We start from the raw sequence: 25,073 nt of genomic DNA on the forward strand, positions 1-25,073 counted from the left end.
CGGCGCGCCGCCGACATCGCGCCGGCGCCGCGCCGCCACTCACCGCACCGGCCCCGCTTCGCCGACACCACCGGCGATCCAAGGAAGGCACCCATGAGCTACCGATACGCGGTCACCGACCATGTGTTCGACCTCCCCCTGGACCACCACGACCCGAGGGGCCCGCGCATCGACGTGTTCGCCCGCGAGGTCGCCGATCCGGCCCGGGCCGACGAACGGTTGCCCTGGCTGCTCTACCTCCAGGGCGGGCCGGGGGGCAAGTCCCCCCGGCCGACCGCGAGTACGCCCGGTTGGCTGCGGCACGCGACGAAGACCCACCGCGTGCTGCTCCTGGACCAGCGGGGCACCGGGCGCAGCACCCCCCTGAACGCCCGTGCCGCCGCCCGATTCCCGTCGGCCGACGAACTGGCCGACCACCTCGCGCACTTCCGGGCCGACGCGATCGTGGCGGACGCCGAGGCGATCCGCCGGAGCCTGTGTGGCGACGAGCCGTGGGAGACGCTCGGCCAGAGCTATGGCGGCTTCATCACGCTCACCTACCTGTCGCACGCCCCGGAGGGGCTGCGGCGGTGCTACGTCACCGGTGGCCTGCCCGGCCTGTCCAGCACCGCCGACGACGTGTACGCGCGAACCTACCCGCGGATCCGGGACAAGAACGCCGAGTACCGCGACCGCTATCCGGACGACGTCGCCCGGTTGCGGCGGATCGCCGACACGGTCGCCGCCGGTGGCGTGCGGCTGCCCGACAACGACCTGCTGACGGTGCGCCGATTGCGCACGCTCGGCCTGGTGTTCGGCATGGGGGACGGCTTCGAGCGGGTGCACTGGCTGCTCGACGAGGCCCTCGACGCGCGGTCGGGCGAGCTGTCGGACACCTTCCTGGCGCAGGTGATGAACCTGACCGGCTTCATCGACAACCCGCTGTTCGCGGTCCTGCACGAATCCATCTACGCCCAGGGGGACCGCCCCACCGGCTGGGCCGCCGAGCGCACCATGGCCGCACTCCCCGAGTTCGCCGAGGACGCGGACCCGCTGTTGCTCACCGGTGAGACGATCCACCCCTGGATGTTCGACGAGATCACGGGACTTCGGCCGTTCGCCGACGCGGCCGGGATCCTCGCCGAGCGCACCGACTGGCCACTGCTGTACGACCGCGAGCGACTGGCCGCCAACCGGGTCCCGGTCACCGCGGTCGTCTACCACGACGACATGTACGTCGACGCCCCGCTCTCGCTGCGAACCGCGCACGAGGTCGGCGCGGTGCGGACCTGGGTCACCAACGAGTGGGAGCACGACGGCGTCGCCGCGTCCGGAGACGCCGTTCTGTCCCGCCTGATGGACATGGCCGCGGGCCGAGCCTGACCGGCCTGCCACCCGGCCCTTCCCGCGAACGGCCCCGCACCGCGACGCCCTCGACGCCGCACCGGTCGCCACGTCCCACTGGAGTGGCCTCGCCCCGCGCGGGCTCACGACACCAGGGTCTGCTCCTTCGACTCGGTCAACTGCACGGTGCACAGGCCACCACGCTCGGCCTTGACGTTCGTCACCTCGAGCTGGGTGCCCGGCAGGAGGATGAATTCCTCCTCGTCGGTGAACGCGGAGAAGCGGCGGATGCCCACGGCCCGGGCCGGGAGCACCTCGAAAAGTGTGCGCTTGCCACGGCTGCCGAGGAACGCCCGCGCCACGCCCGGTTCGGACGTGCACGAGGACACACCCCACCACGTCACCGTCCGGCCGAGCGGGTACTGCGCCCGCAGGTCCAGCGCCACCCCGCGCCACAACGGCTCCGTGCGGGCGGGAAGCCGCGACACCGCCGAGAACAGCAGCCGCAGATAGGGGAGGTAAGGCACGACCTTGCTTCGGTCCGGGGCGCGCAGAATGGCGTTGATCTCCCGGTAGAACGTGGACTCGCAGGTATAGAGGTACAGAGCTGCGATCGCGTCGGCGGACAGGCTGTCGACCACCTCGTCCGCCCGCCTCTTCCCGAACTCGTGCGAGCGCTCGACGTGCCGGTCGAGGCCGGACAACAGTTCGGCGACCGGGCCGACGGCATCGCGGAAGCCCATGAGCGCGGTGTCGAACACACCGGTGATCGCCGGGAGATCGAGCCCCTCGTCCTTGACGCTCGCGAGTCGTTCGAGGTAGAGCTGGTGCAATTCCATGGTGGACGCGATGAACGCGCCCATGCGTTCGGCCGTGTCGGCGTTCGCTCCACCCGTCCCCGTTGTGGCCTTGTTCCACCCCCGGCTCGGCAGCCAGTCGATCCGGTCGGCGCCCAGGGACGCGAGGGCGTCGTTCACCACCGCGAAGTGGTCGCCGTCGCAGAATATGTCCCCCTGCGCCGCGGGATTGGCATGGTCGATATGCCGGACTTCGACATCCGGGTATTTCTTCTGGAGCCTGAGCACGACCTTTTTCAGGTTGCGCGCGTGCGCCCCCCACCACGCGAAGACGACGCTGCGGTCCTCCTCGTCGGCGTTCTGCTTGGCCTTGAGGATTCCCTCCACGATCCCCTCGACGACCGGACGCCAGAATGCCGTGTGTCGATCGGGCCCCTTCGCCCCGTCGCTATTGGCGGTGAGTGCCGCGTTCAACAGCAGAACGCCTTGCGTGAGCATCGCCTGGAACCATTCAGGCGGTTGCACGGTGTCCTGCTTCGCCAACAATGCGCGAATATCGGCGATGGGGGTCTTCTTGGGAATCCCGTATTTCCACATGGCCGCTGCCTTGATGATGCAGCGAATGCTGACCACCCTGCCGAACTGGCTGTCTTTCCAGTCGTGGAAGGTGTTGTCGAACATGGCGATACCGGTGGCGCTCTCCGGTCGCGGGTAGGGATTCTGACCGAAGACGACGACCTTCCACTTGTGCGGCGGATTGGGCTTGAGCGCCTGGAAGGTCAGTTCACGGACGGGGACGACCTCGGGGCCGCGGCCCGGGCCGATGAACGCGGCCGCGTCCGGCTGCGCCTCGATGACCGGCTTCAGCAGCGGGAGCCACGGCTCACCGCCGCCCTTGAACAGGTCGGCGAGGGCCAGCGGATCGTTCGGGTCGGGCAGGGCGGAGGCGTTGGCATCGCTCATTGTGGGGTCGCTCCGAATTATCGAACCGTGCTGATATGGGCATGATCGGCGAGGCGGTCGATTTCCGTGCGAAAGCCCTTGAGTCGATGACAAAGGGCTCAAAACGCCCACGCATTCGGGCCGACGAGTGCTCTCGACGACGGCATCGGTGTCAAGGCGTGATTCGCGGAAATCTCGCGGCAGGCTAGCACCCGGTCGGTGCGCTCGCAATCGTGAAGATAGGGTGTGAACCGCCGCCGAATCGCATTGTCGGTGGGACGCGGTAGCGTCGTGGGCGGTGGAAGATGTATTCGGCGATCGGAGTGAGTGGGTTATGACGGTAAATCGTGCGCAGTCGCCGCTCGGAGTAGTGCTGACCGATATCAATGCCGACGTGGTGCAGGCATGGCGGGCGGCGTTCGCGGACACTCCCGGGGTCGAGATTCGAAAAGGTTCGATCCTCGACGAGGACGTCGACGCCTGGGTTACCCCGACCAACTCCCGGGGCCGTATGGACGGCGGGGTCGACGCGGTCATCAAGCGCCACCTCGGAGCGGGCATCCAATTGCGCGTACAGCGGGCGATCCGCGACCGGTTCGCGGGCGATCTCCCGGTGGGAAGCGCGGTGTGCGTCTCGTCCGGCGCCACCACCCCGAAATTCCTGATCTCGACCCCGACGATGGAGACGTCGTCGCAGAACGTCAGCGAGACGCTCAACGTGGCCCTGGCATGCGCCGCCGCGTTCCAGGCGATCCACCGGCAGAACGAGGAGGCACCCGGCAGTATCGCGTCGGTGGCACTGGTCGGCATGGGCGCCCGGACCGGCCGGGTGCCGGCGCGGGTGTGCGCGAATCTGATGTGGACGGGTTACACGTTGTTCAACGACCACTACTTCGAGGACTACGACGACCTGCGCAGCACGATCGTCGCGCAACTCGACGACCTCGAGGCCGCGCCCGCCGAAAAGCGCGTGCGCATCGAGCCGCCCAAGCGCCCCACATCCCGTCGCTGACCCGCCGCAGGCCGGCCCACCCACCCGGGCGGGCAACGGCCCCGCCGCAGCCCGTGGTCGGACGTGGTGGCAACAGACTGCGTACAGGTCACCCCGCACCGACCGAACGACGAACTCCCGGATCATCGCCGACATCGCGCGGGCGGCCTCGTCGAACTCGATCCTCGCGGATCGGGCGCTGCTCAGGAATCGGTAGGTGGAGTCGTGCGGTCCGCCGTCTCGGAGCCGTCGGGTTCGCCGTGCCGGTCCGCAGTCGCGAGTTCCTGGAAGACGGAGATGTGCAGACCGGCGGGCGCGTCCAGCCTGGAGTTCAGGGATTGCCACGGCGTGACGGTGGGCGGTGCGACCTCGGTGGCGCCCGCGTCGACGAGGCGATCCGTCACGGCGCGGCCGTCGTCGACCTCGAAGGCGACCCGGATCCGGGGAGCGACCTGACGTCCGACCTCGATGTCGTCGATCATCCGCTTCTGCTGCGGGTTCGCGATCTCCAGCGTCGCCCGCCCCGCATCGAGAATCGCGACGCGGGCACCTTTGTCCCCGGAGAAGGCCGCCTGCTCGGGCAGACCGAGAGCATCCCGGTAGAAGGCCAACGCGGCGTCGAAGTCGTCCGCCTCGACGACCAGGCGCAACTGACGGACGGGCCGCGCCTTCGCATCTTCGGGATGCGTCATGTTCACTCCTGGGATGGGCACCGCACGCTTCGCCACACGCCCGGCGGTGCGAGTCGTACGGGCAAAGGTCCGACCCGGACGGATCGCACGGCTCCACTATCGCGGTATCCGACCTTCGGTGCCGCGCTGCGGTGGTCGTGACCGGAGCCGATCGCCATCGATCGCGGCCGGCCGGAGCTACAGTGGAGGTGTCAGAGGGCGCTCGGGGTCGCCCGCCTGCTCGGGGTAGTCGCTCGGCACCGGAGTGGGCCATGATCCTGCTTTTCGTTTTCATCGTCGTTGGCGCCGTCGCCGCCTTGGCCGCGCTGCTCGCAGGGACCGGACTGCGGGTGGTCCGCCAGTACGAGCGCGGAGTGGTGTTCCGTCTGGGCCGCGTGCAGGAACCGATCCGCGAGGCCGGTCTGACCCGGATCGTGCCGATCGTGGACCGCATACGCAAGGTCAACACCCAGATCGTGACGATGCCGGTCCCCGCCCAGGACGGCATCACCCGTGACAACGTCACCGTCCGCGTCGACGCCGTCGTGTACTTCCGGGTGCACGACCCGGTCAAGGCGACGGTCGAGGTGCAGAACTACGAGTTCGCGGTGTCGCAGGTCGCCCAGACGTCGTTGCGGTCGATCATCGGCAAGAGCGACCTGGACGACCTGCTGTCCAACCGCGAGGCGCTCAACCAGGGCCTGGCACTCATGATCGACTCGCCCGCGGTGGGCTGGGGCGTGGAGATCGACCGGGTGGAGATCAAGGACGTGGCCCTGCCGGAGTCGATGAAACGGTCGATGTCCAGGCAGGCCGAGGCCGAGCGCGAACGGCGTTCGCGCATCATCACCGCCGACGGCGAGTTCCAGGCATCGCGCAAGCTCTCCTCCGCCGCGGACGTGATGGCGCGCAGTCCCGCGGCGCTGCAACTGCGGCTGCTCCAGACCATCGTCGAGGTCGCGGCCGAAAAGAACTCGACCGTCGTGTTGCCCTTCCCGGTGGAACTCCTGCGATTCCTGGAGAACGCGACCGCCGCGTCCGTCCCGGACCTCGCGCCGATCGGCCGCCACACGGCGACGCGAACGGGAAAGGCGCCGACCTTCGTGCGCTCACCGATGCCGTCCCGTGCTCGTCCGCATCCGCATCCGCATCATCTGAAGAACCGGGGCATCCGGCGCGCGGCGGACCCGCCGATGACGCGTGGCGGTTCGGTGGCCTCCGCGAACCGTTGACGGGCGACCGGCGCGGTCCATTCGGCGTAGCCCGGCGTGCGAGAGGGTCGATCGGGCTGGTCGACTGGGCGACACCGCAAACAACCCCGCACCGGAGGCCGACGTGGCGATCATCGTACTTCTCGAAATGCCCGGCGTGACCCAGGCCATGTACGAGGCGAGCGCAGACCAGGTGACCGGCGGTCGCGGCCCGGTCAAAAGCCCCTCCGACTGGCCGGTACCGGGCCTCATCTCGCACACCGCCGCTCCCACCCCCGAGGGCTGGTTCGTCGCCGACGTGTGGGAATCCGAGGAGGCGTTCCAACGGTTCAGCGAGATCATCATCCCGATCCTGCGCGGCCTCGGCGCTCCGGACATCCAGCCGAAGATCCACCCGGTGTTCACGATGGTGACCGGGTAGCGCATGCGGTGACCCCGCGGCCCGCCCGGGCGGAGGCTCGCCGGGACGGGCCGTCCCCCTGCCATCCGCCGTCGGGTGAACCTCGCGGCGCAGGCGCCGCGACGGTGACGGCTGGGTGGGTCCACAGAAGGCGGCGGGGTTCGTGGCGGCCCGGCCTCCCAGGGGCGGCCCGCCGCTGCCGCCGCCGGGACGCACCGAACTCGGGCACGTGGCAACGTTTTTTGTCGGCAGTACCCGGCACCGCGCCGCAGGTCCGAGGCGCGGGTGGCCGGTTCGGTCAGTTCGTGTCCCGGCCGACCCGTTGCGTTTCCCGAAGGACCGCCCAGGCGTCCGCCACGGGCCCCAAGTGGCCCAGCTTGTCGGGGTTGTTCACCGCGCGGATCGTCTGGATCCGCCCGTCGAGGATGTCGAGCGTCAGGGTGTTGAGGACTCCGCCGTCCCGGTCGCGGAGGATCGCTCCCGGCCGGCCGTTCACCTGGTGCGGTTCCACGACGCCACCGATCCGGATGAACGAGGGGACGACGGCGGCGAGCAGCCGGGCCACGTTCTCGGCGCCGACGACGCCTCCGGCCCACTGCGGAGCCTTGCCGCCGCCGTCGCCGACCAAGTGCGCGTCCGCAGCCAGGAGTTCGCGTAGCCTGTCGAGGTCTCCCTCCCGGAAGGCGTCGAGGAATCGCTCGGCAAGTTCGGCGCGCTCGCGTCGATCGGCCTCGAACCGTGGCCGACCCGCGTCCATGTGGCGGCGCGCCCGCACCGCGAGTTGGCGGCACGCCGCCTCCGAGCGCCCCACGGCCGTGGCGATCTCCGGGAAGCCGAAGGCGAACACCTCGCGGAGCACGAAGACGGCGCGTTCGAGGGGGCTGAGCCGTTCGAGCAGCAGCAGGGCCGCCATCGACAACGAGTCGGCCAGTTCCGCCGAGCGCTCCGGGTCCTGGTAGGGATCGGTCAGCAAGGGCTCCGGGAACCACGGCCCGATGTACTCCTCCCGCCGGACGCGGGCCGAGCGCAGCACGTCGATCGAGATCCGGGTCACCACGGCCGACAGGAACGCCTTGGTCGAGGCGGGCCGGGTCGGGGAGGTCTCGTAACGCAGCCAGGTCTCCTGGACCGCGTCCTCGGCCTCACTCACACTGCCCAGGATGCGGTACGCGATCGAGAACAGCAGCGGCCGCAGATCCTCGAACTCCTCGGCCCGCCTCACGCCGACGCCTCCTCGGCGGCGCCCGTCGCCATGACCGTCACCCGGCGACCCCGCGCCATCGGCCGCGGCAGCAACCGCCGCCCCCGCACCCCGGTCCCGACCGCCACGAACACCCGCATGCCCATCACCTTCCCGATCGGAGCCCGTCTTTGACACCCGAGACGAGACAGCCCCGCCGCCTGTGACATCGGAGGCCGGCAACGAGAAGGCCGTGGGGTCGGGCATTGGACGACATCGGGCCTTGTCGAACGAGTCGCGCATCCGGATCACGCCACTTCGGCGCAGGCCGCCGGCGCGTGGGAGCAGGCCACGGTTCCGGAAGGGTGCGCCGTGGCCGCGACCCATCCCGTCGATCGCGCCCGCGAGGACGGGGAAGGCGTAGGAGAGGATGCCCCAGCTGGTGGTCTCGGGACGCACAGCCCGTCGCCCGGGTGGCCGTGCACCCGCCCGGTCGTGAACCCGACCCCGGCTCCGATGGTGACCGGCTCGGGGGCGGGTGTCCCGCAGCACGACGCCGCGACCGGCTCCGGCTCGGCAGCAGCCGGGGTTCCGCAGCAGGAGGCTTCCTCGACGACCGGCTCCGGGGCGCACGTCGAGCCGCAGCCGCCGGCTTCGTCCCCTGCTGGTGACGCCGATGCGTCTGCTCGCCTCGGCCGGCCCCGAGGGCCTGGACGCCTGCCGCACCGGCGCCGACTGCGGCTGACGCCGTCGGCAGCCGCGCACCTCGTGATTGCCGGCCCGTCGGGTCAGCCCGCCGCGAGAACGCCCGCGAGCATGGCCAACGCCGGCGGATCGATCCGGTAGTACACCCACGTCGCTCGACGCTCGCTGGTCACCAGCCCGGCCTCGCGCAGCTTCTTCAGGTGATGACTGACCGTCGGCTGCGACAGGCCCACGTCCGGCAGGTCGCACACGCACGCCTCGCCGTTCGCGTGCGAGGCGATCGCCGAGAACAACCGCAGCCGCACCGGATCACCCAACGCCTTGAACATCACCGCCAGGCGCTCCGCGTCCGGTACCCCCAGCACCTCGCGCACCACCGGGGGGCAGCATGACGCCCCGCTCGACCCGACCACGTCCAACTCCAGAGACTTCGACATTCTTCGATATTGACAGATGTCGAATCAAGAGCCAAACTCTCCTGTATCGACGAATGTCAATACAGAAGGTCGACATGGTGAACGCCGTCATCGAAAACGCCCGCCGTACCCTGCACGCGGCCCGTGCCCGCCGCCGCGAACGCCGCCTGGACGACGTCGTCCTGCACGCGGGCACCGGCGAGGTCTGCGACAACCACTGCCGCGCCCGAGCCCACCGGGAGCGCACCCGCGCGTCCGTGTACTCCCGCTGAACCGTCCATCCGACCACCCCGCACCAACCGGAGGATCACCATGTCCCGCGTCCAACTCGCTCTGCGCGTCGCCGACCTCGACGCCTCGATCGCCTTCTACACCAAGCTCTTCGGCACCGAACCCGCCAAACTCCGCGACGGCTACGCCAACTTCGCCGTCGCCGAGCCGCCGCTCAAGCTCGTCCTCATCCAGGGCGAGCCCGGCAACGACACCGTCATGGACCACCTCGGCGTCGAGGTCGAGTCCACCGACCAGGTCACCGCCGCCACCACCCGGCTCGCCGACGCGGGCCTGGTCATCCGCGAGGAGAACGACACCACCTGTTGCTACGCCCTCCAGGACAAGGTCTGGGTCAGCGGCCCCGGCAACGAACCCTGGGAGGTCTACGTCGTCAAGGCCGACGCCGCCACCCTGGCCAAGGACACCGACAGCACCTGCTGCCTCCCCGCCACCACCACCGACTCCGGCGACCCCATCCCCCTCGCCGCAGGCGCCGGCACGGGCGAACCGGCGAGCGGCTGCTGCGGTTGACCCCGCAGGTCGGGTAGGCGGCGCGCAGGATGCGCCGACGCACGCGAGGAGACGCCGGCATCGTGGTTCGCGCGCCGGCACGAGGACCTTCGTTCGGCAGCCGAACCGATGGTTCGCCGGGGCGGGCAAGCGTGCGGAGGTTTTTCGGCAGAGGTGCCGCCCGATTCGATCGTGTGCCGTCGGGTAGCCGGAGGTGGGAGGCGAATCATGAGTACGACCCACACCGAAGACCGACGGGTGAACGCCCTGCTGTCCGAGGCGGGAACCACGTACGCCGAAGAAGCGGGCATTCGCGTCGCGGACACGCCCGCACCGCTGTGGCAATTGTTGGTGCTGAGCAACCTGACGGCCACGCGGATCAAGGCGTCGATCGCCGTCCACGCCGCTCGCGAGCTGTTCGACGCGGGCGGCGGGACACCCAAGGGCATGGCCGAACTGACCTGGCAGCAGCGGGTGGACGCGCTCGGGCGGGCGCACTACGTGCGCTACGACGAGGGCACCGCGACCCGGCTCGGCGAGTGCGCCGACCTGGTCCGCGAACGCTACGGCGGCGACCTGCGCCGGCTCGCCCGCGACGCGGACAAGGAGCGCGACCGCGTCGAGGAGCTGCTCCGGGCGTTCCCCGGTATCGGCCCGTCCGGCGCCCGTATCTTCTGCCGCGAAGTCCAGGGAATCTGGCCGTTCCTGCGCCCGGTCCTCGACCGGAAGGCGCTCGACGGCGCGGGCCGCGTCGGACTCCCGCAATCGCCCGAAGCCCTGGCCGAACTGGTCGACGGCGACGACCTGGCGCGATTCGCGGCGGGACTGGTGAGAGTCGAACTGGACAAGCGACTCGTGGACCGGGTCAAGGCCGCCCCGTGATTCGCGTGCGGTGCGCGTGACCCCGGATGTGCCTCGGATGCGCACATGCGCACCGGATGGGCATCGGACGTGCGACGGATGTCCGTGAACGGGCGGGGCGGTCCGCCCCGGCACCCGCCCTCGGCCGCACCCGCCGTGCTGTGCGGGCGCGCGGCGACGGCGCCGGCCGGCGAGGAGGTTACTCGCTCGCGGGGTCGCCGGTGCCCATGATGTCGATGTGGTCGGGGTGTCCGGCCCCGATCCGGATGCCGACCACCAGGAATCGGCCGCGCGTACCGCAGGGGAGGCACAGTCGTCCCTGACCGGCCCGGTAGATCTCGTGCAGGTCCGGGCGGGCCGCCGGGCTCTTCGGGCGGAGCGTCGCCGTCCAGCCGATCGGTGTCGCGTCCGGTCCCGGGTTGTAGAGGTGTTCCTCGTCCGCGTCCACGATGGCGTGCACGCCGATTCGCCGTCCGCTCGGCAGGACCACGGTCGCCGAGCCCTCGTGATCCTTCATGGGTGCCAGTCTGGTCCGTCGCAGGTGCTTCGGCACGCGGAAAAAGGGCGTGTCGCACTGCGAATGTACGTTGCCACGATTCGTGTTCGCCTTCGTCCTTTCAGTCGGGGCGACGAGCCGACGCCCTCTTCCATTGATGCACGGATCGCCGCGATCCGGATCGCACGCGCTTGGTGGTGTGGGCTTCGGTGGGTCAAGCGGGGGCCGTGAGGCGGTTCTCGTCGGGAGGCACCGTGTGTTTGGGGTCGTGGGCCGAGGCCACGCGTGAGTGCAGTGCTTGCACGCCTGTGCGATCCGGCAGGCGGGTGGTCGAGGCGACCCGCACGTGCGGCCCGGGTGTTCAGCCGACGTTGTGGGGAGTTGCCGACGTGGTTTGGGGGAGCAGCCATCGACGAGCGCGCGGAGTCCCAGGGGATACGTGCCCGGGCCCACTCAGGACTGGGTCACGCTCCCATCGTCGGCAACGTGGAGGTGCGCGCGGTAATCGACGCCGCATTTCGCGCCCTTTTGGATCCTTCGCGGCGTGACGGTGAGCCGCGAGACCACAGGGGTGGCGGTGGAGATGCTCACCTGCACCGTGGTCTCCACCGGCGCCGCCGTCAAGACGGAGTCGAGCACGCGGCCGACCCGGTCGGCTCCCTCCCGTGCGGGCAGCAGCGTCACCAACGGTTCGTGGCACGACCCCGCGCGACAGAAGCGGATGGACATGTCGGTGACCCGGTCGGCCAAGCCGGGAGCGATGTCGATCGCCATGGGAGGCGACCAATCGGCGGTGCAGACGACCTCCGGGTCCGGCGCCGCACATGCTCCCACAACGGCAGCTGTGCCGAGGATGGCCGCGGCCCTCGATAATCCTCTGCGCACGATTCGTATCCATTCCTTGTGCCGGGTCGAGTCGCACCGCCCGCTTCGGAGGCGAACGTCCGGCGGGTAGCGCGGTGGAGTACGCGTTTTCGTCGTCGGGGATCAACCGCGGGATCGCTGGGACGCCTTGATCATGGCATCCAGCCGGCAACGCGGTGGCCGGGGCGCGCGGCTGATGATGCGGGTATGGGTATATCCGAAGTTCGTCGCGATGTTCTGGTGGCCGGCGCGTATTTCGCCGATCTGATCTTCCGTGGGTTGCCCCGTACGGTGGCCGTGGGGCGTGAGACGTTCGCGGGTGGGTTCGAGATGTTGCCCGGTGGTGCCTTCAACCCCACGGTGGCGCTGCACCGGCTGGGGGACGACGTGGTGTGGGCCACCGATTTCGGCGACGACGAGTTCAGCCGGCACGTCCTGGCCGGGGCCCGCGCGGCGGGGCTGGACGAGTCCGGATTCCGCCACCACCCGGGGCCTTTGCGCAGTGTCACGGTCGCGCTCTCGTATGCCGCCGACCGGGCCATGGTCAGCTTTCAAGACCCGGTGACTCCGCGCCCGGTGGACGAACTGGTGCGTGCGCATCGGCCGAACGTCCTCGTACTGCCCGAACTGCGGCACGGCCCGGGGGTCGCGGAGACGCTGCGTGCGGTGCGTGATTCGGGCACGCTGGTCTTCATGGACTGCCAGGACGTCCCGGTCACGCTGGAGACGGCGACCGTGCGCGAAGTCCTGGGCCAGGTGGACGTCTTCGCGCCCAACATCGACGAGGCACTGCGCCTCACGGGGGCCGCCACGGCGGACGACGCGGCGACGTCGTTGGGCGAGTTGGTGGGCACCGTCCTGATCAAGCGCGGCGAACAGGGTGCGTTCGCGCTGCGGGCCGGGACCCGATTCACCGTTCCCGCCGTGCCGGTTCGCGTCGTGGACACCACCGGGTCCGGCGATTGCTTCAACGCCGGGTTCGTGCACGGTGTTCTCGCCGACTGGGATCTGCCCCGATGCCTGGCGGCGGCGGTGGCCTGTGGATCGGCGGCCGCCACGTCGCCGGGGTCGGACGGGGCCTTGGACGCCGGCGAATTGTCCGCGTGGCTTGCGATGGTCGAGCCCGTGTCGTCGACCTGAGCAGCGCATTCGAGCGCCGCACCGCACAGATCACCTTTGGTGGTCGCGACACTCCCCACGGTTTCCCGCGCGTGTTAGCGTTCGCTGTCGTCGGTCTACCACGCCTTCCGGCTCATCGGGCGGAGGGCGTTTCGTGTGCGTCGACCGGCGTCCGCTCGCGGGTGAGGTGTTCGGGGCATGCGAATCCGGTCGGTCGGGGGTATGCGCGATGAAAGTCCTGGTCACCGATCTGGACGGCACGTTGTTGGGCGGCACGGACGCCGAACGCCGTCGGCTGCACGGGATTCTGTTACGTCATCCGGAGATCACGGTGGTTTTCGCAACCGGCCGCGGACTGGCCTCGGTGCGCGAAGTGCTTGCCGATCCGCTCGTGCCCAGGCCACGGTGGATCGTCGCCGACGTCGGAGCCAGCGTGGCCGACGGCGGGGACCTGAGCACCGTCACGGATTTGCAGGCCCGGTTGCGCGCGGGCTGGCCAGGTGCGGCCCGGGTGCGCGACGCGCTCTCCGGATTCTCCGCCCTGACGTACCAGGACGGGGTGGCGCAGGAGGGACGCTGTTCCTTTCACCTGCGTCCGAGGGGCCTGACCGGCGAACTCATCTCCGCGGTCGCCGCGTTGGGGTGCGCGTGGGCGTACTCGGCCGATCGGTACTTCGACGTGCTGCCTCCGAGGGCGAGCAAGGGTGCCGCGGTGGAGGCCTTGGCCCGCGCGCATGGTTGGGTACGCGCGGATGTGCTGGTCGCCGGCGACTCGCTCAACGATCTGTCGATGTTCGCGATCGGCGCGCACGGCGTGGTGGTCGGTGGCGCCGAACCCGCCCTCGATCGGGCGGTGGCCGGGGACGAGGCGGTGTATCGCACCGAGCATCACGGCGCGGCGGGGATCGTTGCCGGATTACGGAACCTGGGTTGGGTGGCGCCGGAGCACGCGTTGGTCGTGGGCTATCACCGGCCGCCCCGGGTGTGGACATCGACGGGTTGGCGCGCTCCGACCAGCCCGAACGGAATCCTGCCGACGTTGTGTGCCGTTCTGGGCGCCGAACGCGGGGACGACCCCGACGTCTCGGCCCTGTGGGTCGCGGGATCGGTGGTCGACGACGACCTGCCCGGCCCGGACGTCGAGGAGCACGATCTTCGGCCTGCCCTGTCGTTGCAACGGTTCGATTCCGCCGCATGGTCCGCGTACTTTCACCGAGCCTGCAAGGAGACGTTGTGGCCGGCGCTGATGTCGCAGCCGGAACGCATGTGCTTCGACAGCGCGGCCTGGATCGAGTACCGAACCGTGAACCGCCGCTTCGCCGAACACATCGCGGACCGAGCCGCCGAGCGGGCGACCGTTTGGCTGCACGACTACAACCTGTGGCTCGTGCCGGGACTGCTGCGTGCCTCGCGGCCGGATCTGCGGGTGGGCCTGTTTCACCACACGCCCTTCCCGCCGGTCCGGGTCTTCGAGGCGCTGCCGGTCGCGGCCGAGGTGCGCACGTCCCTGACGGCGCTGGACTGGGCCGGATTCCAGACCGAGCAATTCGCCGCCAACTTCCGCGCCACCCTGGGCGAGACGGGTACGGCGCCGCGCGTGGGCGTGCATCCGCTGGGCGTCGACCGCGAGGCCATCGACGCGCTGGTACGGGCCCGAGGGCCAGGCGCGCCATCCTTCGCGGGGCATCTGGTGCTTTCGGTGGAGCGCCTGGACTATGTGAAGGCCCCCGAGCGCAAGGTCGCCGCCGTCGCCGCCCTCCTCGCATCCGACCCGGCCCTGCACGGCCGCCTTCGGTTCCGACTCGTCTGCCCACCACCCGAACCCGGCATCACCGCCTACGACTCGACCCGCGCCGCCCTCGAACACCGCATCGCCGACGTGAATGATCGGTTCGGCACCGCGACCTGGCAACCGGTCGAGTACCTCCCGCACAACCTCTCGTTCGTCGAGGTGCTCGACGAGTATCTCGCCGCAGACGTGTTCTGGGTCACGTCGCTACAGGACGGAATGAACCTCACGGCGAAGGAGTTCGTGGCGGCACAGTCGGCCGCGGGCGGCTCCGGGGTGCTGGTGCTGTCCCGTTATGCCGGAGCAGCCGAGCAACTCGGCTGCGGCGCGCTTTTGACGGATCCGCGCTCGCCGGCCAACCTCGTGCGGGCCCTGCGGCGGGCCCTGCGCATGCCCCGGCGCGAACGATGTGCCCGCATGATTCGCCTGTCCACGGCCCTCGGCCACGAGCACCCTCGACTCTGGGCGGCCGGAATCATCGCCGCCATCGAGGGCGACCGCCCCCCGGGCACACCACCCGTCGCAGCTTCGGCCGCGAGCAGTGCTTGACGCCCGCCGTACGCACGCTCTCGCGGGGCGACGTCGCACCTCTGCCGCACTGCCCCCGGGTTCTCCAGGGCGGCGGCCGGACGCCTCCTCACGCGCAGTCGGCGAAGTCGTCGGGCGTCGGTGGGGTGTTCGGGGGTCGAGGTCGTCGGCGGTCGCTCGTGGGTGCCGGCCCGGTGGGTGCGGGGGCTCGGTGACAAGCGCGTAAGGCGGCTACGCCGTCGGCTCTTCCGGGAAATCGTCGGTGGGTAGGCCGAGGAGAACGCGGATGCGGTAGGGGAGATCCGAGTCCGAGTCCGAGTCCGTGTCGTCGTTCAAGGTCTGCATCGCGCGGATGAACTGATTGAGGTTCTTCGCCTCGGCGACCTTGAGCCAGCCGGGTCGGAGGGCCATGTTCGCGCGCGCGAGCGCGTCCGCGAGCGGGGCGACGTCGGCCGGCCACGGGGTCGCGGCGAGTTGACGGGACTCCTCGTCCTCGGCGGCCAGCCGGGCGGCGACGAGGTCGCGCAGTTCGGTCCACGGGCGGCGGTTGCGGACCGCCGTGCCGAGCGCGTTGACGGCTCGATTTCGTCCCGCCGCGATCTGCTCGTACCGCCGGGCGGCCTCGGCGCGCGTCAGCGTGGCGCCCGTACGCGGCGGCAGGGAAAAGGGGGTCGAGCCGGGGCCGGTGGGGGTGACCGAGGACGCGGTGGATCGGGGGCGGGCATCGGCCGCGACATCGGCCGCGGCCGAACAGCCTGTGGCGAAGGCGGATATCACGGCCGCGGTCGCGAGAGCGGCGAGCATGGTACGGCGATTGTCGATCACGAAGACGTGAGCATAGATCCTGTGCTTCCCGGCACCGCGGGCAGGGCCACGATTGGGGCCGGAGCGCCGGACGGGGGCGAACTCGGCGGGGCGGCACAGCCGTTCACGAGGGCAACCGCGCCGTGTGCCCGGCACCCGGGCGGAGATCGATGTGCCCGTCGGCGTGGGGCGCTGCGCCGGGTTCCGCACGCACCGCCGGCTTGCGCACGCACTGGCGGGCTCCGGCCGCGAGCGGGCGCCGAGGCGGTCGGGCTTGCCGGGCCAACCCCTCCCGCGGACCGGGTACCGACCCGGCGACGCCTGACGCGCGGTGGCGGGAGCGAAAACCGGGTGCGTCGCGGGGGCGGCCAAGGCAGGATGCGGCCGTGGCATTCGATCCCGAACTCCTCGGCCTGTGGGACTCCGGCCCGTACGACCTGGGCTCCATGGAGAACAGCCAGGTCGCGTTCCTGGCGGACGGCGACGGTTGGACGTACTGGCACAACGCGGCTGGCGGCCAGTCGGTCGGCGCTTTCCGCTGGTCCAATCCGGAGCCGAACACGCTGGTGATTCGGGAGAAGTGGGACGCGTGGGGGGAATGGCGCGGCGACGAACCGGGGTGGCGGACGATGTCCCTGTCCGACCGGCCGCCTGCCGTGACCCGCTACTGGATCAATGCGATCACCGTCGTCCGAGGCATCGGCCCCTTCGTCGGAGTGCTGTTCCGCGATCCGGTCGAGGGCACCCGGGGATACAAGCTTCTGGAGCGCACCGTGACCGCCCGGGACTGCCCGGCGTACGAACTGGTCACCGGCCCCCTGCCGGCGCGGATCCACGCAGCGGCCACGTCCGACTCCTGAACGCGGCGTGACACCATCTGGTAGAAGGGACGCCATGACTGCCGGCACAAGACTCGAACGGCGCATCCGACGCGACTTCCCCGAACCGGGTTCCGCACCGGAGATCCTGCGCATTCTGAACGCCCTTCCGGACGCCGCGGGGTATGACCAGGAGGCGCTGCGCAGCGAGCGTGTCCGTGCCGCGATCGTCCTGCTCGCCGAAGGCGACATCGCCGGCTTCCGCCGAGCCGTCGAGCTCGCGAAGGCGGACTGGCGCGACCTGCTCGTCGCAGCGGAACTCGCCGATGCGCACTGGCCCGACCGTCTCGACACCGAACTCGGCCCCGAGAACTACGGCGCTCGACCCTGAAAGCGCCCACCGACACACGCAACGAACGCGGCACCGCCCGCCGGCAGCGCAGCGCGCCGTACCGACCCACGCAACCGAACCGCACTCCTGATCACCGTGCCACCGTCGAAAGGCCGACCCGACGGCTCAGCGCTGGATTCTCGGCCCCGAGCCCGTCGATCCACGCACGATGAGTTCGGGCCGAAAGACGAACTCCGACCGAGGCGCCGGGATCCCGGCCAACTCGTCGAAGAGCGCGCGGACCGCCGCCAGTCCGATGGCCTGCACCGGCTGGCGGATGGTGGTCAACGGCGGGTCGGTGTACGCGATGAACGGCGAGTCGTCGAAGCCGATCACCGAGACGTCGTGCGGTACCGAGAGGCCGCGCTCGCGAATCGTGGTGATCGCGCCCAGGGCCATCACGTCGCTCCCACACACCAGGGCGGTGGCGTTGCGGTCGAGCAGCGTTCGGGCGCCGGCGGCACCGCCCTCGAAGGAGAAGATGGTGTTCTCCAAGAGCGCGTCGTCCTCGTCGGTGCCCAGCAGTTCGGCCATGGTCCGCAGGAAGCCCTCGGCCTTGCGGATGACCGGCACGAAGCGGCGCGGCCCGGACAACAGGCCTATGCGCTCGTGTCCGAGCTCGACGAGATGGCTGACCGCCAGCCGCATCGCGAGCCGGTCGTCGGTGGAGAGAAAGGGCGCGTCCACGCCCTCCGCGTAGCCGTTGATCATCACCATCGGCACGTTCTCGCCCGACAACTTCGCGTAGCGCTCGATACCCGCGGTGGTGTCGGCGTGCATGCCGGAGACGAAGATTATCCCGGAGACCCCACGCTCGATGAGCAGATGGGTGAATTCGTCCTCGGTCGCCCCGCCGGGGGTTTGCGTGCACAACACCGGGGTGAACTCGCGCTGGGTCAGCGCGCTTTCGATGACCTGCGCGAACGCGGGGAAGATCGGGTTGTCGAGCTCGGGCGTGATCAGCCCCACGAGCCCGGCGCTGCGGCGGCGCAACCTGGTCGGCCGCTCGTAGCCGAGCAGGTCCAAGGCGGCCAGGACCACCCGGCGGGTGGCCGCGGACACACCGGGCTTCCCGTTGAGGACGCGGCTGACCGTGGCCTCGCTCACACCTGCCTGAGCAGCGATGTCGGAAAGCCTGGGGGTCATGGGAGATGACTCTAGTTGACCGGACGAAGGGAAAGTCATGGCGGGGAAATCCTCCTGCTGCGACGCAGGTGACGGGCCGTCAGCACGGTACGGGACGAAGGGGGACGCCGCCCGGGAGGGCGGGACGGGCTGCGCTGCCGGGCAACCGGGAGCGACGCGACATGTCCGGACGGTCATCTCATGGTCGGAGGGGGTACGGCCGGTCACCGACGCGCCGGCCCGAAAAGGCGGGTCGGCCCGCCGATGTCACCGTCGGCGGCGCCGTGCCCGCACATGGCGCCGCCGAGCGGTTCACGGCTCACTCCGCCGTCCGCCCCCACCACACCGCGGTGTTCGCCGGCAGCACCACGCCGCCCGCTTCGGCCGCGACCAGCGGCGCGCCGGCGAGTAGTCGCCGTCCGTACGAGGGGATCGTCACCGGCGCGTCGCCGAAGTTGACCACGCACACGAACTCGGCACCGCGCTCGAAGGCGAGGCAGCCGTGCGGCGCGTCGATCCAGCGCAGCGTCCCGCCGCCCAGCCCCGGCAGGTCGCGGCGCAGGCGCAGGGCTTCCCGGTACAGCTCCAGCATCGAGCCGGGGCGGCCGTGCTGCGCCTGCACACTCAGTCCCTGCCAGTCGGCGGGTACCGGCAGCCAGCTGTGGCGCGACCCGGGCGGGCCGAAGCCGAACGGCGCCTCGGCGCCGTCCCACGGGATCGGCACCCGGCAGCCGTCGCGGCCGCGGTCGGTGTGGCCGGACCGTTCCCACTGCGGGTCCTGGAGGACCTCGTCGGGCAGGTCGGTGACCTCGGGAAGGCCGAGTTCCTCGCCCTGGTAGAGGTAGGCGGAGCCGGGCAGCGCAAGGGTGAGCAGCACCGCGGCGCGGGCGCGAGCCTGACCGCGCGAGCCGCCGCCGTAGCGGGTGACGTGGCGTTGCACGTCGTGGTTGGAGAGTACCCACGTGGCGGGCGCGCCGACGTCCGCGACCGCGGCGAGCGAGTCGTCGACGACCGCGCGGAAGGCCGGCGCGGACCAATCGGTGCCCAGGTAGTGGAAGTTGAAGGCCTGGTGCAACTCGTCCGGGCGCAGGTACAGCGCGAGCCGCGCGGCGTCGGGTACCCACGCCTCGGCCACCGCGACCCGGTCGCCGGGGTAGGTGTCGAGCAGGGCCCGCCATTCGCGGTAGATCTCGTGTACCTCGTCGCGGTCGAAGTACGGCAGGGCCTGCGTGCCGAGGAGGGAGATCTGCCGGTCGTGCCCGATGTCGGCGAGCGTGGGTTCCTTGAACATGCCGTGCGCGACATCGATCCGGAAGCCGTCCACGCCCAGGTTGAGCCAGAAGGCGAGGATGTCCAGGAACTCGGCGCGGACCTCGGGGTGGTGCCAGTTGAGGTCGGGCTGTTCGGGGGCGAACAGGTGCAGATACCAGGAGCCGTCCGGCAGTCGGGTCCAAGCCGGGCCGCCGAAGACGGATTCCCAGTCGTTGGGCGGCAGTTCACCGTCCCCGCCGCGGCCGTCCCGGAACATGTAGCGCTCGCGCGCGGCGTCGCCCGGGGCGGCGGCGAGGGCCTCGCGGAACCAGGCGTGGCGGTCGGAGGTGTGGTTGGGCACGATGTCGACGATCACCCGCAGGCCCAGCGCGTGCGCCTCGCGCACCAGGGCGTCGATGTCACCGAGCGTGCCCAGGGTCGGGTCGACCGCTCGGTAGTCGGCGACGTCGTAACCGCCGTCGGCCATCGGCGACGCGTAGAAAGGGGTGATCCACAGCGCGTCCACGCCCAGGTCGCGCAGGTAGGGCAGTCGGGTTCGGATGCCCAGCAGGTCGCCCACGCCGTCGCCGTTGCCGTCGGCGAAGCTGCGCACATATACCTGGTAGATGACCGCGTCCCGCCACCAGGGCCCGGGGCTTTCCCGGGTCTGCGGTGGCTGGGGGAGAGTCAGGGGGAGGTTCATGGCTGTCCTGTCGTCCTGTCGTACGGTCGGCTCGCGATGCGGTCGATGCGATGCGAAGCGATGAGTGCGTGGGCGCGCGAGGCCCAAGCCCGGGCCGGGGCCCGAGTCCCGGTCCTTCGGGTCAGGATTTGGTTCCACCCGCGGTGAGCCCGGAGACGAGGTGGCGCTGCACGAAGAAGAAGACCAGTGCCGCGGGGATGGTGATGAGTACCGAGGCCGCGGTCATCAGACCCCACTCGCTCTTGAACTGACCCACCCAGGTGCCCAGGCCGACCGCCAGGGTGTAGTGCTTGCGGTCGTTCATGAAGGTCGTCGCGTAGGCGACCTCGCCCCACGCGGTGAGGAAGCTGTAGAACGCGGTCACCGCGAGGCCGGGCCGGGCCAGCGGCATGACGAGTCGCCAGAACGTGCCGAACGGGGTCAGCCCGTCGACTCGTCCGGCCTCGTCGATCTCGCGCGGGATCGTGTCGAAGTAGCCCTTGAGCATCCACGCGCAGAACGGCACGGCCACCGTGCAGTAGGCGAGGATCAGGCTGCCGTAGGTGTTGATCAGGTGCAGCTTCGACATGATCGTGTACATCGGCACGATGAGCACGGCCACCGGGAACATCTGCACGACCAGGAAGGCCCACATCAGCGGTTTGTGGCCGGGAAATCGCATCCGGGAGAGGGCATAGCCGGCGCTCGCGGCGATGAACACGCCGAGCACCGTGGTGCCCAGCGCGACGACGACCGAGTTGCCGAACCAGCGCACGAACGAGCCGTCGGAGAGTACGTCGCGGTAGTTGCCCAGGGACAACCCGGCGAAGCTGCCGGGCTTTTGCCAGTCGTCGCCCGGCTTGAGCGAGGTCAACGCGATCCACACGACCGGGAAGATCGCGATCGCGCTCGCGACCAGGAGGGTGGCGTGCAGTGCGATCGAGGCGAGCGGACCGCGTTCGCCGCGGCGCCGCCTGCGTGGTCGCGCGGTGGTTCGCCCGCCGGGGGTAGCGGATGCGGCCCGGGCCGGGTGAGGTGTGGTGGTCGTGGTCATGCCGTCTCCTGCCCCTTGCGGTCGAGCGTGCGACGGTAGGCGGTCGCGAACAGGATGAGCATCGACAGGATGATCGCTCCGTAGGTCGCGGCCCCGGCGTAGTCGCGGATGTTGGCGAACCCGAGCTTGTAGGCGAACGTCACCAAAATCTCGGTGGAGCCGAACGGCCCGCCCTCGGTGACCAGATAGATGACGGCGAACTGGTTGAACGTCCAGATCACGCCGAGCAGGATGATCGTCGCGCTGATCGGGCGCAGGCCGGGCATGGTCACGTAGCGGAAGCGCTGCCAGGCGGTGGCCCCGTCCATCTCGGCGGCCTCGTACTGCTCCCGTGGGATCGCCTGGAGGCCGCCCAGGATCGCCACCATGTTGAACGGCGCGCCGATCCACACGTTGACCATGATCACGGCGATCTTGGCCGTGGTCGGCTGCCCGAGCCAGTCGACGGGGTCCATGCCCGCGCCGCCGAGGATCGCGTTGATCACGCCGTTGTCCTTGTTGAGCATCAGCCGCCACGCGAACGCGGAGACGAACGCCGGTACCGCCCACGGGACGACGAGCATGATCCGGTACATCCCGCTGAACCGGACCTTGCGGTTCAGCAGCACCGCGAGTCCCAGGCCGAGCGTGTAGTGCAGGACGACGCAGGAGACCGTCCAGATCAACGTCCATTGCAGCTTCGGGTAGAAGTTGCCGTCGCTGCCCGAGAGTACGTTGCGGTAGTTCTTCAATCCCACCCACTCGTAGGTGGCGGGGATGTGGTTGACCCCGATCGTGCGACCCATATTGGCTTCGTTGATGTCGGTCAACGAGTAGTAGAGACCGCGGACGAGCGGGTAGCCCACCAGCACACCCAGGACCAGGACGACCGGGAGCACCATGGCCCAGGCGTACCAGTGCGAGTCGTAGGACCTGCGCAGCCGGCGCAGGATCCTACGGAAGCGGCCCGCGGCGGGCTTGCGCGGTGTCGTGCCTTCGGGGACGGAGGGCGACCCGGGGGACTCCGGTGCCTCGATGGTGGTGGTCATGATGGTCCTGCCTCATAGCCTGCGACCGCACCGCGCATGGTCCTGACGTAGCGTCAGCAGCGGTGTGGTGCTTGGGGGTTGGGACGGGTGGGCCCGGGAATCGGCGCCGGGCCCACCCGTTCGACGTGCGCGCCCCGCCGGCGGACGCGGCGGTCGGGGCGTCTCCTCGGACCCGGTGCGGGTGCGCGGAGACGCCCGGGGCCGCTACTTGAAGTCGGGCAGGATGTCCCGTGCCGCCTTGGCGACTTCGTCGAGACCGGCCTTGGTCGAGATGCGACCGCTGTAGATCTTTTCCATGGTCGTGTCCATCGGGTCGAACAGGTCGCTCGCGCGCGCCAGGGGCGGTCCCGGCACGGCGGTGTCGAGCGCGGCGCGGAAGGCGGTGATGGTGGGGTCGGAGGAGACCGTGCCCATCGCGTAGGCCTCGGTCCGGGTGGGCAGCACGTGGTTCTTCTCCGCGGTGAACGCCTGGTTCTCCGGCCGGGTGAGGAAGTCGACGAACAGGTAGGAAGCGTCGAGGTTCTTCGAGCCCGCGTAGACGACCAGGTTGTGGCCGCCGGTGGGGGAGCCGGCCTTGCCGGTGCTGCCGGCGGGGACCGGAGCGATGCCCAGGTTGGCCTTGTCCGCGAACGCCGGTCCCTTGAGATCGTCGCCGATCGACCAGGGGCCGTTGATCATCATGGCCAGCTTGCCCTCCTTGAACATGGCCTGCATGTTCGAGTAGGCATCCTTGGTCACGTCGGTGACCCCGGCGCCGGAGTCGATCAGGTCCTTGCCGATGCCGACGGCCTTTTGCGCCTTGTCGTCGTTGACGGTGATCTTCTTCGCCTGCACGTCGACCAGCCCACCGCCCTCGCCGTAGATGAGCGGCAGCGTGTAGAAGCCCTGAGGCTTCACGAACACGCCCGCGTTCCCGGTCTTGGCCTTGACCGCGAGCCCCGCGGCCTTGACCTCGTCCCAGGTGGTGGGCGGCTTGGTGATGCCGGCCTTCGCGAGCAGCTCCTTGTTGTAGAGCAGCGCCAGGGTGTCCGTCACGAGCGGGACGCCGTAGGTCTTCTGCTTGTACTGGGTGCTCGCGAACGAACTGGGCAGGAAGCCCTCCCGGCGGTTCAGCGCGGGCGTGCCGTCGAGCGGCTGGAGGTATCCCAGTTCGGCGAAGGCCGGGTTCCAGCCGACATCGGCGCGCAGCACGTCCGGCGCACCGGTGCCGCCCTGGGCCGCGGTCTTGAACTTGTCGCGGGCGTCGTCGAATGGGACGTTCTCGTACTTGATCTTGACCTTGGGGTATGCCGCCTCGAACTTGGCTATCAGTTCCTTGTAGGCGGGCGCCTCACTGGTGGAGTCGGAGGTATCCCACCAGGTCACGGTGCCGGACACCGCTGCGGGGTCCTTGGCCGCCGCGGGCTGTCCGCCCTTGGCGCCGCCGTCGTCACCGCCACATGCGGTGAGGGTGAGCGTGAGCGCCGCGGCTGCGGCCGCCGCGGAAATGCTCCGTCGCATCTGCACTCCTCGGGAATGGGTCCGACCACTGGGGCTTCGGACCGTCCGTTGACCGGGGCGGCCACCGGACTGCGGGAAGGAACGTAGCAACGAGAGGCCTCCGAATGGAAGAGTTTGCAAGAGATTTCCGCAACGCTTTGCGGATCTCCTCGTTCAAGTGCTTCGATCGTGGGCACGAGTGGACGCCCGGTTCGATGCGGCGGCGATTCTCGGCGGTGGCCGGGCGGTGCGGGACGGAGGCGACCCTCCAGGATCCCGTTTTGTCCCCCTCTGCGGCTGGCCTCAGGGGAACGGCCGTGCGGTTACCGCGTATTGACGTGACGTCAGGGCGCCTCTAGGTTCACATCCTCTTGCAAGAAGTTTCAGCAAGAGCGCGGGCGCAGATTGCGCGGCATCGTCGGTCGTGGCTCCTGGGCCGGTCCGGGATCTCGTTTCCGGGTGGCGGTTCGTCGTGCGTCGAAGTTCGTCGAAGGGCGGCCCGGATGAATGTCGGAAAAATCGCGAACAGCGTAAATGACGATAATGATCGAAATGTCCAAAATACGGCGAAGAGCGCCGATATCTTCGCCACGAGGTACGGCGCGGTTCGCGGACATCGACGCGTTCCGGACGTCGTCGCCATCCTCGGCATCCCGTATGCCGCTCCGCCCTTCGGCGCCGACCGGTTCCGCGAACCCCGCGCTCCGGCGTCGTGGACCGGGATCCGGGACGGCGCACGCTTCGGCCCGATCGCTCCGCAGTCGGCACGCCTTCCGGGCGCCCCCGTGTGGTCGCCGGGGGACGAGGACGTGCTCACGGTCAACATCTGGACTCCGGTCCTCGCCGGCGCCCGGCTGCCCGTCCTGGTCTGGATCCACGGCGGCGCCCACACCTTCGGTTCCTCCGCGCAGCCCGACTTCGACGGCGTGGCACTGGCTCGGGCCGGACTGGTCGTGGTCACCGCGAACCACCGGCTCGGCTTCGAGGGCTTCGGGCACGTCCCCGGCGGCGCGGGCGCCGGTCATCCCGACAACCGGGGCCTGCTCGACCAGGTCGCCGCCCTGCGCTGGGTCCGGGACAACATCGCGGGATTCGGCGGAGACCCGGACAACGTCACGATGGCGGGCCAGTCCTCCGGTGCCACCGCAGCGGCTTGCCTGATGGTGATGAACCGCGCTCGGGGCCTGTTCCGCCGCGTCATCGCACACAGCGCCGCAGCCCCGGTGTACTCGCGCGAACTCGCCGTCGCGACGACGGCCGAAGTCGCGGCCGCGGCCGGCTGCCCGGCCGACGGAGAGGCGTACACGGTACGCGGCATGGGCTCTCACGCGGAATGCACGTACGGGTGCGGGCTTTTCGTTCACG

Annotated in this window: 25 protein-coding genes; 12 read left to right on the top strand and 13 right to left on the bottom strand. The window is 70.0% G+C overall.

The window, feature by feature from the left end:
- The first annotated feature begins 93 nt into the window (after positions 1-93).
- Positions 94-1,362, top strand: a complete 1,269-nt coding sequence (locus ABZS54_RS32365) for an alpha/beta fold hydrolase (RefSeq protein WP_355544176.1) — start codon at positions 94-96, stop codon at positions 1,360-1,362.
- A gap of 104 nt (positions 1,363-1,466) precedes the next feature.
- Here ABZS54_RS32365 and ABZS54_RS32370 read toward each other — a convergent pair whose 3' ends face one another.
- Positions 1,467-3,293 carry an ADP-ribosyltransferase domain-containing protein gene (locus tag ABZS54_RS32370; RefSeq protein WP_355544178.1) on the bottom strand — a complete coding sequence of 609 codons (1,827 nt, stop codon included), beginning with the start codon at positions 3,291-3,293 and terminating at the stop codon, positions 1,467-1,469.
- A 103-nt stretch (positions 3,294-3,396) separates the two neighbouring features.
- Here ABZS54_RS32370 and ABZS54_RS32375 point away from each other — a divergent pair, with 103 nt between their 5' ends.
- Positions 3,397-4,074, top strand: coding sequence for a macro domain-containing protein (locus ABZS54_RS32375; protein ID WP_355544181.1), 678 nt, complete (start codon positions 3,397-3,399; stop codon positions 4,072-4,074).
- A gap of 182 nt (positions 4,075-4,256) precedes the next feature.
- Here ABZS54_RS32375 and ABZS54_RS32380 read toward each other — a convergent pair whose 3' ends face one another.
- Positions 4,257-4,745, bottom strand: a complete 489-nt coding sequence (locus tag ABZS54_RS32380) for a VOC family protein (RefSeq protein ID WP_355544184.1) — start codon at positions 4,743-4,745, stop codon at positions 4,257-4,259.
- A gap of 251 nt (positions 4,746-4,996) precedes the next feature.
- Here ABZS54_RS32380 and ABZS54_RS32385 point away from each other — a divergent pair, with 251 nt between their 5' ends.
- Both ABZS54_RS32385 and ABZS54_RS32390 read left to right on the top strand, forming a co-directional pair.
- Positions 4,997-5,956, top strand: coding sequence for a slipin family protein (locus ABZS54_RS32385; protein ID WP_355544187.1), 960 nt, complete (start codon positions 4,997-4,999; stop codon positions 5,954-5,956).
- 103 nt (positions 5,957-6,059) lie between these two features.
- A complete protein-coding gene (locus ABZS54_RS32390; RefSeq protein ID WP_355544190.1) occupies positions 6,060-6,356 on the top strand; it encodes a hypothetical protein in 297 nt (98 codons plus the stop codon).
- Positions 6,357-6,633: 277 nt separating this feature from the next.
- On the opposite strand, the gene ABZS54_RS32395 is transcribed toward ABZS54_RS32390, so the two are convergent.
- From ABZS54_RS32395 to ABZS54_RS32405, 3 genes are all read right to left on the bottom strand, one after another.
- The gene (locus ABZS54_RS32395) at positions 6,634-7,557 is read right to left on the bottom strand and encodes an RNA polymerase sigma-70 factor (protein ID WP_355544193.1); all 924 of its coding nucleotides are present in this window, start codon (positions 7,555-7,557) and stop codon (positions 6,634-6,636) included.
- Entirely contained in the window at positions 7,554-7,676 is a 123-nt protein-coding gene (locus tag ABZS54_RS32400; protein ID WP_355544195.1) for a hypothetical protein, read from the bottom strand. Before ABZS54_RS32400 ends, ABZS54_RS32395 begins: the two co-directional genes overlap by 4 nt.
- 627 nt (positions 7,677-8,303) lie before the next feature.
- Positions 8,304-8,657: a metalloregulator ArsR/SmtB family transcription factor gene (locus ABZS54_RS32405; protein WP_355544198.1), complete on the bottom strand. Its 354-nt coding sequence runs from the start codon at positions 8,655-8,657 to the stop codon at positions 8,304-8,306.
- A 74-nt stretch (positions 8,658-8,731) separates the two neighbouring features.
- On the opposite strand from ABZS54_RS32405, the gene ABZS54_RS32410 reads away from it, so the two are divergent.
- The 3 genes from ABZS54_RS32410 (at position 8,732) to ABZS54_RS32420 (ending at position 10,301) form a co-directional block, all read left to right on the top strand.
- Positions 8,732-8,908: a hypothetical protein gene (locus ABZS54_RS32410; protein WP_355544201.1), complete on the top strand. Its 177-nt coding sequence runs from the start codon at positions 8,732-8,734 to the stop codon at positions 8,906-8,908.
- Between the two features lie 40 nt (positions 8,909-8,948).
- Positions 8,949-9,440: an ArsI/CadI family heavy metal resistance metalloenzyme gene (locus tag ABZS54_RS32415; RefSeq protein WP_355544204.1), complete on the top strand. Its 492-nt coding sequence runs from the start codon at positions 8,949-8,951 to the stop codon at positions 9,438-9,440.
- A 207-nt stretch (positions 9,441-9,647) separates the two neighbouring features.
- The gene (locus tag ABZS54_RS32420; protein WP_355544207.1) at positions 9,648-10,301 is read left to right on the top strand and encodes an endonuclease; all 654 of its coding nucleotides are present in this window, start codon (positions 9,648-9,650) and stop codon (positions 10,299-10,301) included.
- A gap of 178 nt (positions 10,302-10,479) precedes the next feature.
- Here the strand turns inward: ABZS54_RS32420 and ABZS54_RS32425 are convergent, their stop codons facing one another.
- Together ABZS54_RS32425 and ABZS54_RS32430 are read right to left on the bottom strand one after the other, a co-directional pair.
- Entirely contained in the window at positions 10,480-10,797 is a 318-nt protein-coding gene (locus tag ABZS54_RS32425) for a hypothetical protein (protein WP_355544210.1), read from the bottom strand.
- Positions 10,798-11,229: 432 nt separating this feature from the next.
- Positions 11,230-11,550 carry a hypothetical protein gene (locus tag ABZS54_RS32430; protein WP_355544213.1) on the bottom strand — a complete coding sequence of 107 codons (321 nt, stop codon included), beginning with the start codon at positions 11,548-11,550 and terminating at the stop codon, positions 11,230-11,232.
- A gap of 297 nt (positions 11,551-11,847) precedes the next feature.
- On the opposite strand from ABZS54_RS32430, the gene ABZS54_RS32435 reads away from it, so the two are divergent.
- Both ABZS54_RS32435 and ABZS54_RS32440 read left to right on the top strand, forming a co-directional pair.
- The gene (locus ABZS54_RS32435; protein ID WP_355544216.1) at positions 11,848-12,780 is read left to right on the top strand and encodes a carbohydrate kinase family protein; all 933 of its coding nucleotides are present in this window, start codon (positions 11,848-11,850) and stop codon (positions 12,778-12,780) included.
- Positions 12,781-12,988: 208 nt separating this feature from the next.
- A complete protein-coding gene (locus tag ABZS54_RS32440) occupies positions 12,989-15,097 on the top strand; it encodes an HAD-IIB family hydrolase (RefSeq protein ID WP_355544219.1) in 2,109 nt (702 codons plus the stop codon).
- Between the two features lie 210 nt (positions 15,098-15,307).
- On the opposite strand, the gene ABZS54_RS32445 is transcribed toward ABZS54_RS32440, so the two are convergent.
- Complete coding sequence (locus tag ABZS54_RS32445; protein ID WP_355544222.1) at positions 15,308-15,901, bottom strand: hypothetical protein; 594 nt, start codon at positions 15,899-15,901, stop codon at positions 15,308-15,310.
- Between the two features lie 365 nt (positions 15,902-16,266).
- Here ABZS54_RS32445 and ABZS54_RS32450 point away from each other — a divergent pair, with 365 nt between their 5' ends.
- Together ABZS54_RS32450 and ABZS54_RS32455 are read left to right on the top strand one after the other, a co-directional pair.
- Positions 16,267-16,740: a hypothetical protein gene (locus ABZS54_RS32450; protein ID WP_355544225.1), complete on the top strand. Its 474-nt coding sequence runs from the start codon at positions 16,267-16,269 to the stop codon at positions 16,738-16,740.
- Between the two features lie 34 nt (positions 16,741-16,774).
- Positions 16,775-17,089 carry a hypothetical protein gene (locus ABZS54_RS32455; RefSeq protein WP_355544228.1) on the top strand — a complete coding sequence of 105 codons (315 nt, stop codon included), beginning with the start codon at positions 16,775-16,777 and terminating at the stop codon, positions 17,087-17,089.
- Positions 17,090-17,215: 126 nt separating this feature from the next.
- On the opposite strand, the gene ABZS54_RS32460 is transcribed toward ABZS54_RS32455, so the two are convergent.
- From ABZS54_RS32460 to ABZS54_RS32480, 5 genes are all read right to left on the bottom strand, one after another.
- Positions 17,216-18,235: a LacI family DNA-binding transcriptional regulator gene (locus ABZS54_RS32460; RefSeq protein WP_355544231.1), complete on the bottom strand. Its 1,020-nt coding sequence runs from the start codon at positions 18,233-18,235 to the stop codon at positions 17,216-17,218.
- A gap of 298 nt (positions 18,236-18,533) precedes the next feature.
- Entirely contained in the window at positions 18,534-20,168 is a 1,635-nt protein-coding gene (locus ABZS54_RS32465) for a glycoside hydrolase family 13 protein (protein ID WP_355544234.1), read from the bottom strand.
- Positions 20,169-20,289: 121 nt separating this feature from the next.
- On the bottom strand, positions 20,290-21,201 hold the full coding sequence (locus tag ABZS54_RS32470; RefSeq protein ID WP_355544237.1) for a carbohydrate ABC transporter permease: 912 nt from the start codon (positions 21,199-21,201) through the stop codon (positions 20,290-20,292).
- Positions 21,198-22,229 (bottom strand): sugar ABC transporter permease, encoded by a 1,032-nt coding sequence (locus ABZS54_RS32475; RefSeq protein WP_355544240.1) that lies wholly within the window; start codon positions 22,227-22,229, stop codon positions 21,198-21,200. Before ABZS54_RS32475 ends, ABZS54_RS32470 begins: the two co-directional genes overlap by 4 nt.
- A gap of 204 nt (positions 22,230-22,433) precedes the next feature.
- On the bottom strand, positions 22,434-23,729 hold the full coding sequence (locus tag ABZS54_RS32480; RefSeq protein ID WP_355544243.1) for an extracellular solute-binding protein: 1,296 nt from the start codon (positions 23,727-23,729) through the stop codon (positions 22,434-22,436).
- A 560-nt stretch (positions 23,730-24,289) separates the two neighbouring features.
- On the opposite strand from ABZS54_RS32480, the gene ABZS54_RS32485 reads away from it, so the two are divergent.
- On the top strand, positions 24,290-25,073 hold a 784-nt coding region (locus tag ABZS54_RS32485), incomplete at its 3' end, for a carboxylesterase family protein (protein ID WP_355544246.1).

The organism is Embleya sp. NPDC005575 (assembly GCF_040605455.1).
Classification (GTDB): domain Bacteria; phylum Actinomycetota; class Actinomycetes; order Streptomycetales; family Streptomycetaceae; genus Embleya.

Bases quoted from the DNA above. Each gene is read 5' to 3' on its own strand.
- ABZS54_RS32385 (WP_355544187.1), top strand. From the start codon at position 4,997: ATGATCCTGCTTTTCGTTTTCATCGTCGTTGGCGCCGTCGCCGCCTTG.
- ABZS54_RS32465 (WP_355544234.1), bottom strand. From the start codon at position 20,168: ATGAACCTCCCCCTGACTCTCCCCCAGCCACCGCAGACCCGGGAAAGC.
- ABZS54_RS32470 (WP_355544237.1), bottom strand. From the start codon at position 21,201: ATGACCACGACCACCACACCTCACCCGGCCCGGGCCGCATCCGCTACC.
- ABZS54_RS32365 (WP_355544176.1), top strand. From the start codon at position 94: ATGAGCTACCGATACGCGGTCACCGACCATGTGTTCGACCTCCCCCTG.
- ABZS54_RS32420 (WP_355544207.1), top strand. From the start codon at position 9,648: ATGAGTACGACCCACACCGAAGACCGACGGGTGAACGCCCTGCTGTCC.
- ABZS54_RS32380 (WP_355544184.1), bottom strand. From the start codon at position 4,745: ATGACGCATCCCGAAGATGCGAAGGCGCGGCCCGTCCGTCAGTTGCGC.
- ABZS54_RS32415 (WP_355544204.1), top strand. From the start codon at position 8,949: ATGTCCCGCGTCCAACTCGCTCTGCGCGTCGCCGACCTCGACGCCTCG.
- ABZS54_RS32475 (WP_355544240.1), bottom strand. From the start codon at position 22,229: ATGACCACCACCATCGAGGCACCGGAGTCCCCCGGGTCGCCCTCCGTC.
- ABZS54_RS32405 (WP_355544198.1), bottom strand. From the start codon at position 8,657: ATGTCGAAGTCTCTGGAGTTGGACGTGGTCGGGTCGAGCGGGGCGTCA.
- ABZS54_RS32480 (WP_355544243.1), bottom strand. From the start codon at position 23,729: ATGCGACGGAGCATTTCCGCGGCGGCCGCAGCCGCGGCGCTCACGCTC.
- ABZS54_RS32375 (WP_355544181.1), top strand. From the start codon at position 3,397: ATGACGGTAAATCGTGCGCAGTCGCCGCTCGGAGTAGTGCTGACCGAT.
- ABZS54_RS32410 (WP_355544201.1), top strand. From the start codon at position 8,732: ATGGTGAACGCCGTCATCGAAAACGCCCGCCGTACCCTGCACGCGGCC.
- ABZS54_RS32440 (WP_355544219.1), top strand. From the start codon at position 12,989: ATGAAAGTCCTGGTCACCGATCTGGACGGCACGTTGTTGGGCGGCACG.
- ABZS54_RS32435 (WP_355544216.1), top strand. From the start codon at position 11,848: ATGGGTATATCCGAAGTTCGTCGCGATGTTCTGGTGGCCGGCGCGTAT.
- ABZS54_RS32400 (WP_355544195.1), bottom strand. From the start codon at position 7,676: ATGCGGGTGTTCGTGGCGGTCGGGACCGGGGTGCGGGGGCGGCGGTTG.
- ABZS54_RS32425 (WP_355544210.1), bottom strand. From the start codon at position 10,797: ATGAAGGATCACGAGGGCTCGGCGACCGTGGTCCTGCCGAGCGGACGG.
- ABZS54_RS32455 (WP_355544228.1), top strand. From the start codon at position 16,775: ATGACTGCCGGCACAAGACTCGAACGGCGCATCCGACGCGACTTCCCC.
- ABZS54_RS32430 (WP_355544213.1), bottom strand. From the start codon at position 11,550: ATGGCGATCGACATCGCTCCCGGCTTGGCCGACCGGGTCACCGACATG.
- ABZS54_RS32460 (WP_355544231.1), bottom strand. From the start codon at position 18,235: ATGACCCCCAGGCTTTCCGACATCGCTGCTCAGGCAGGTGTGAGCGAG.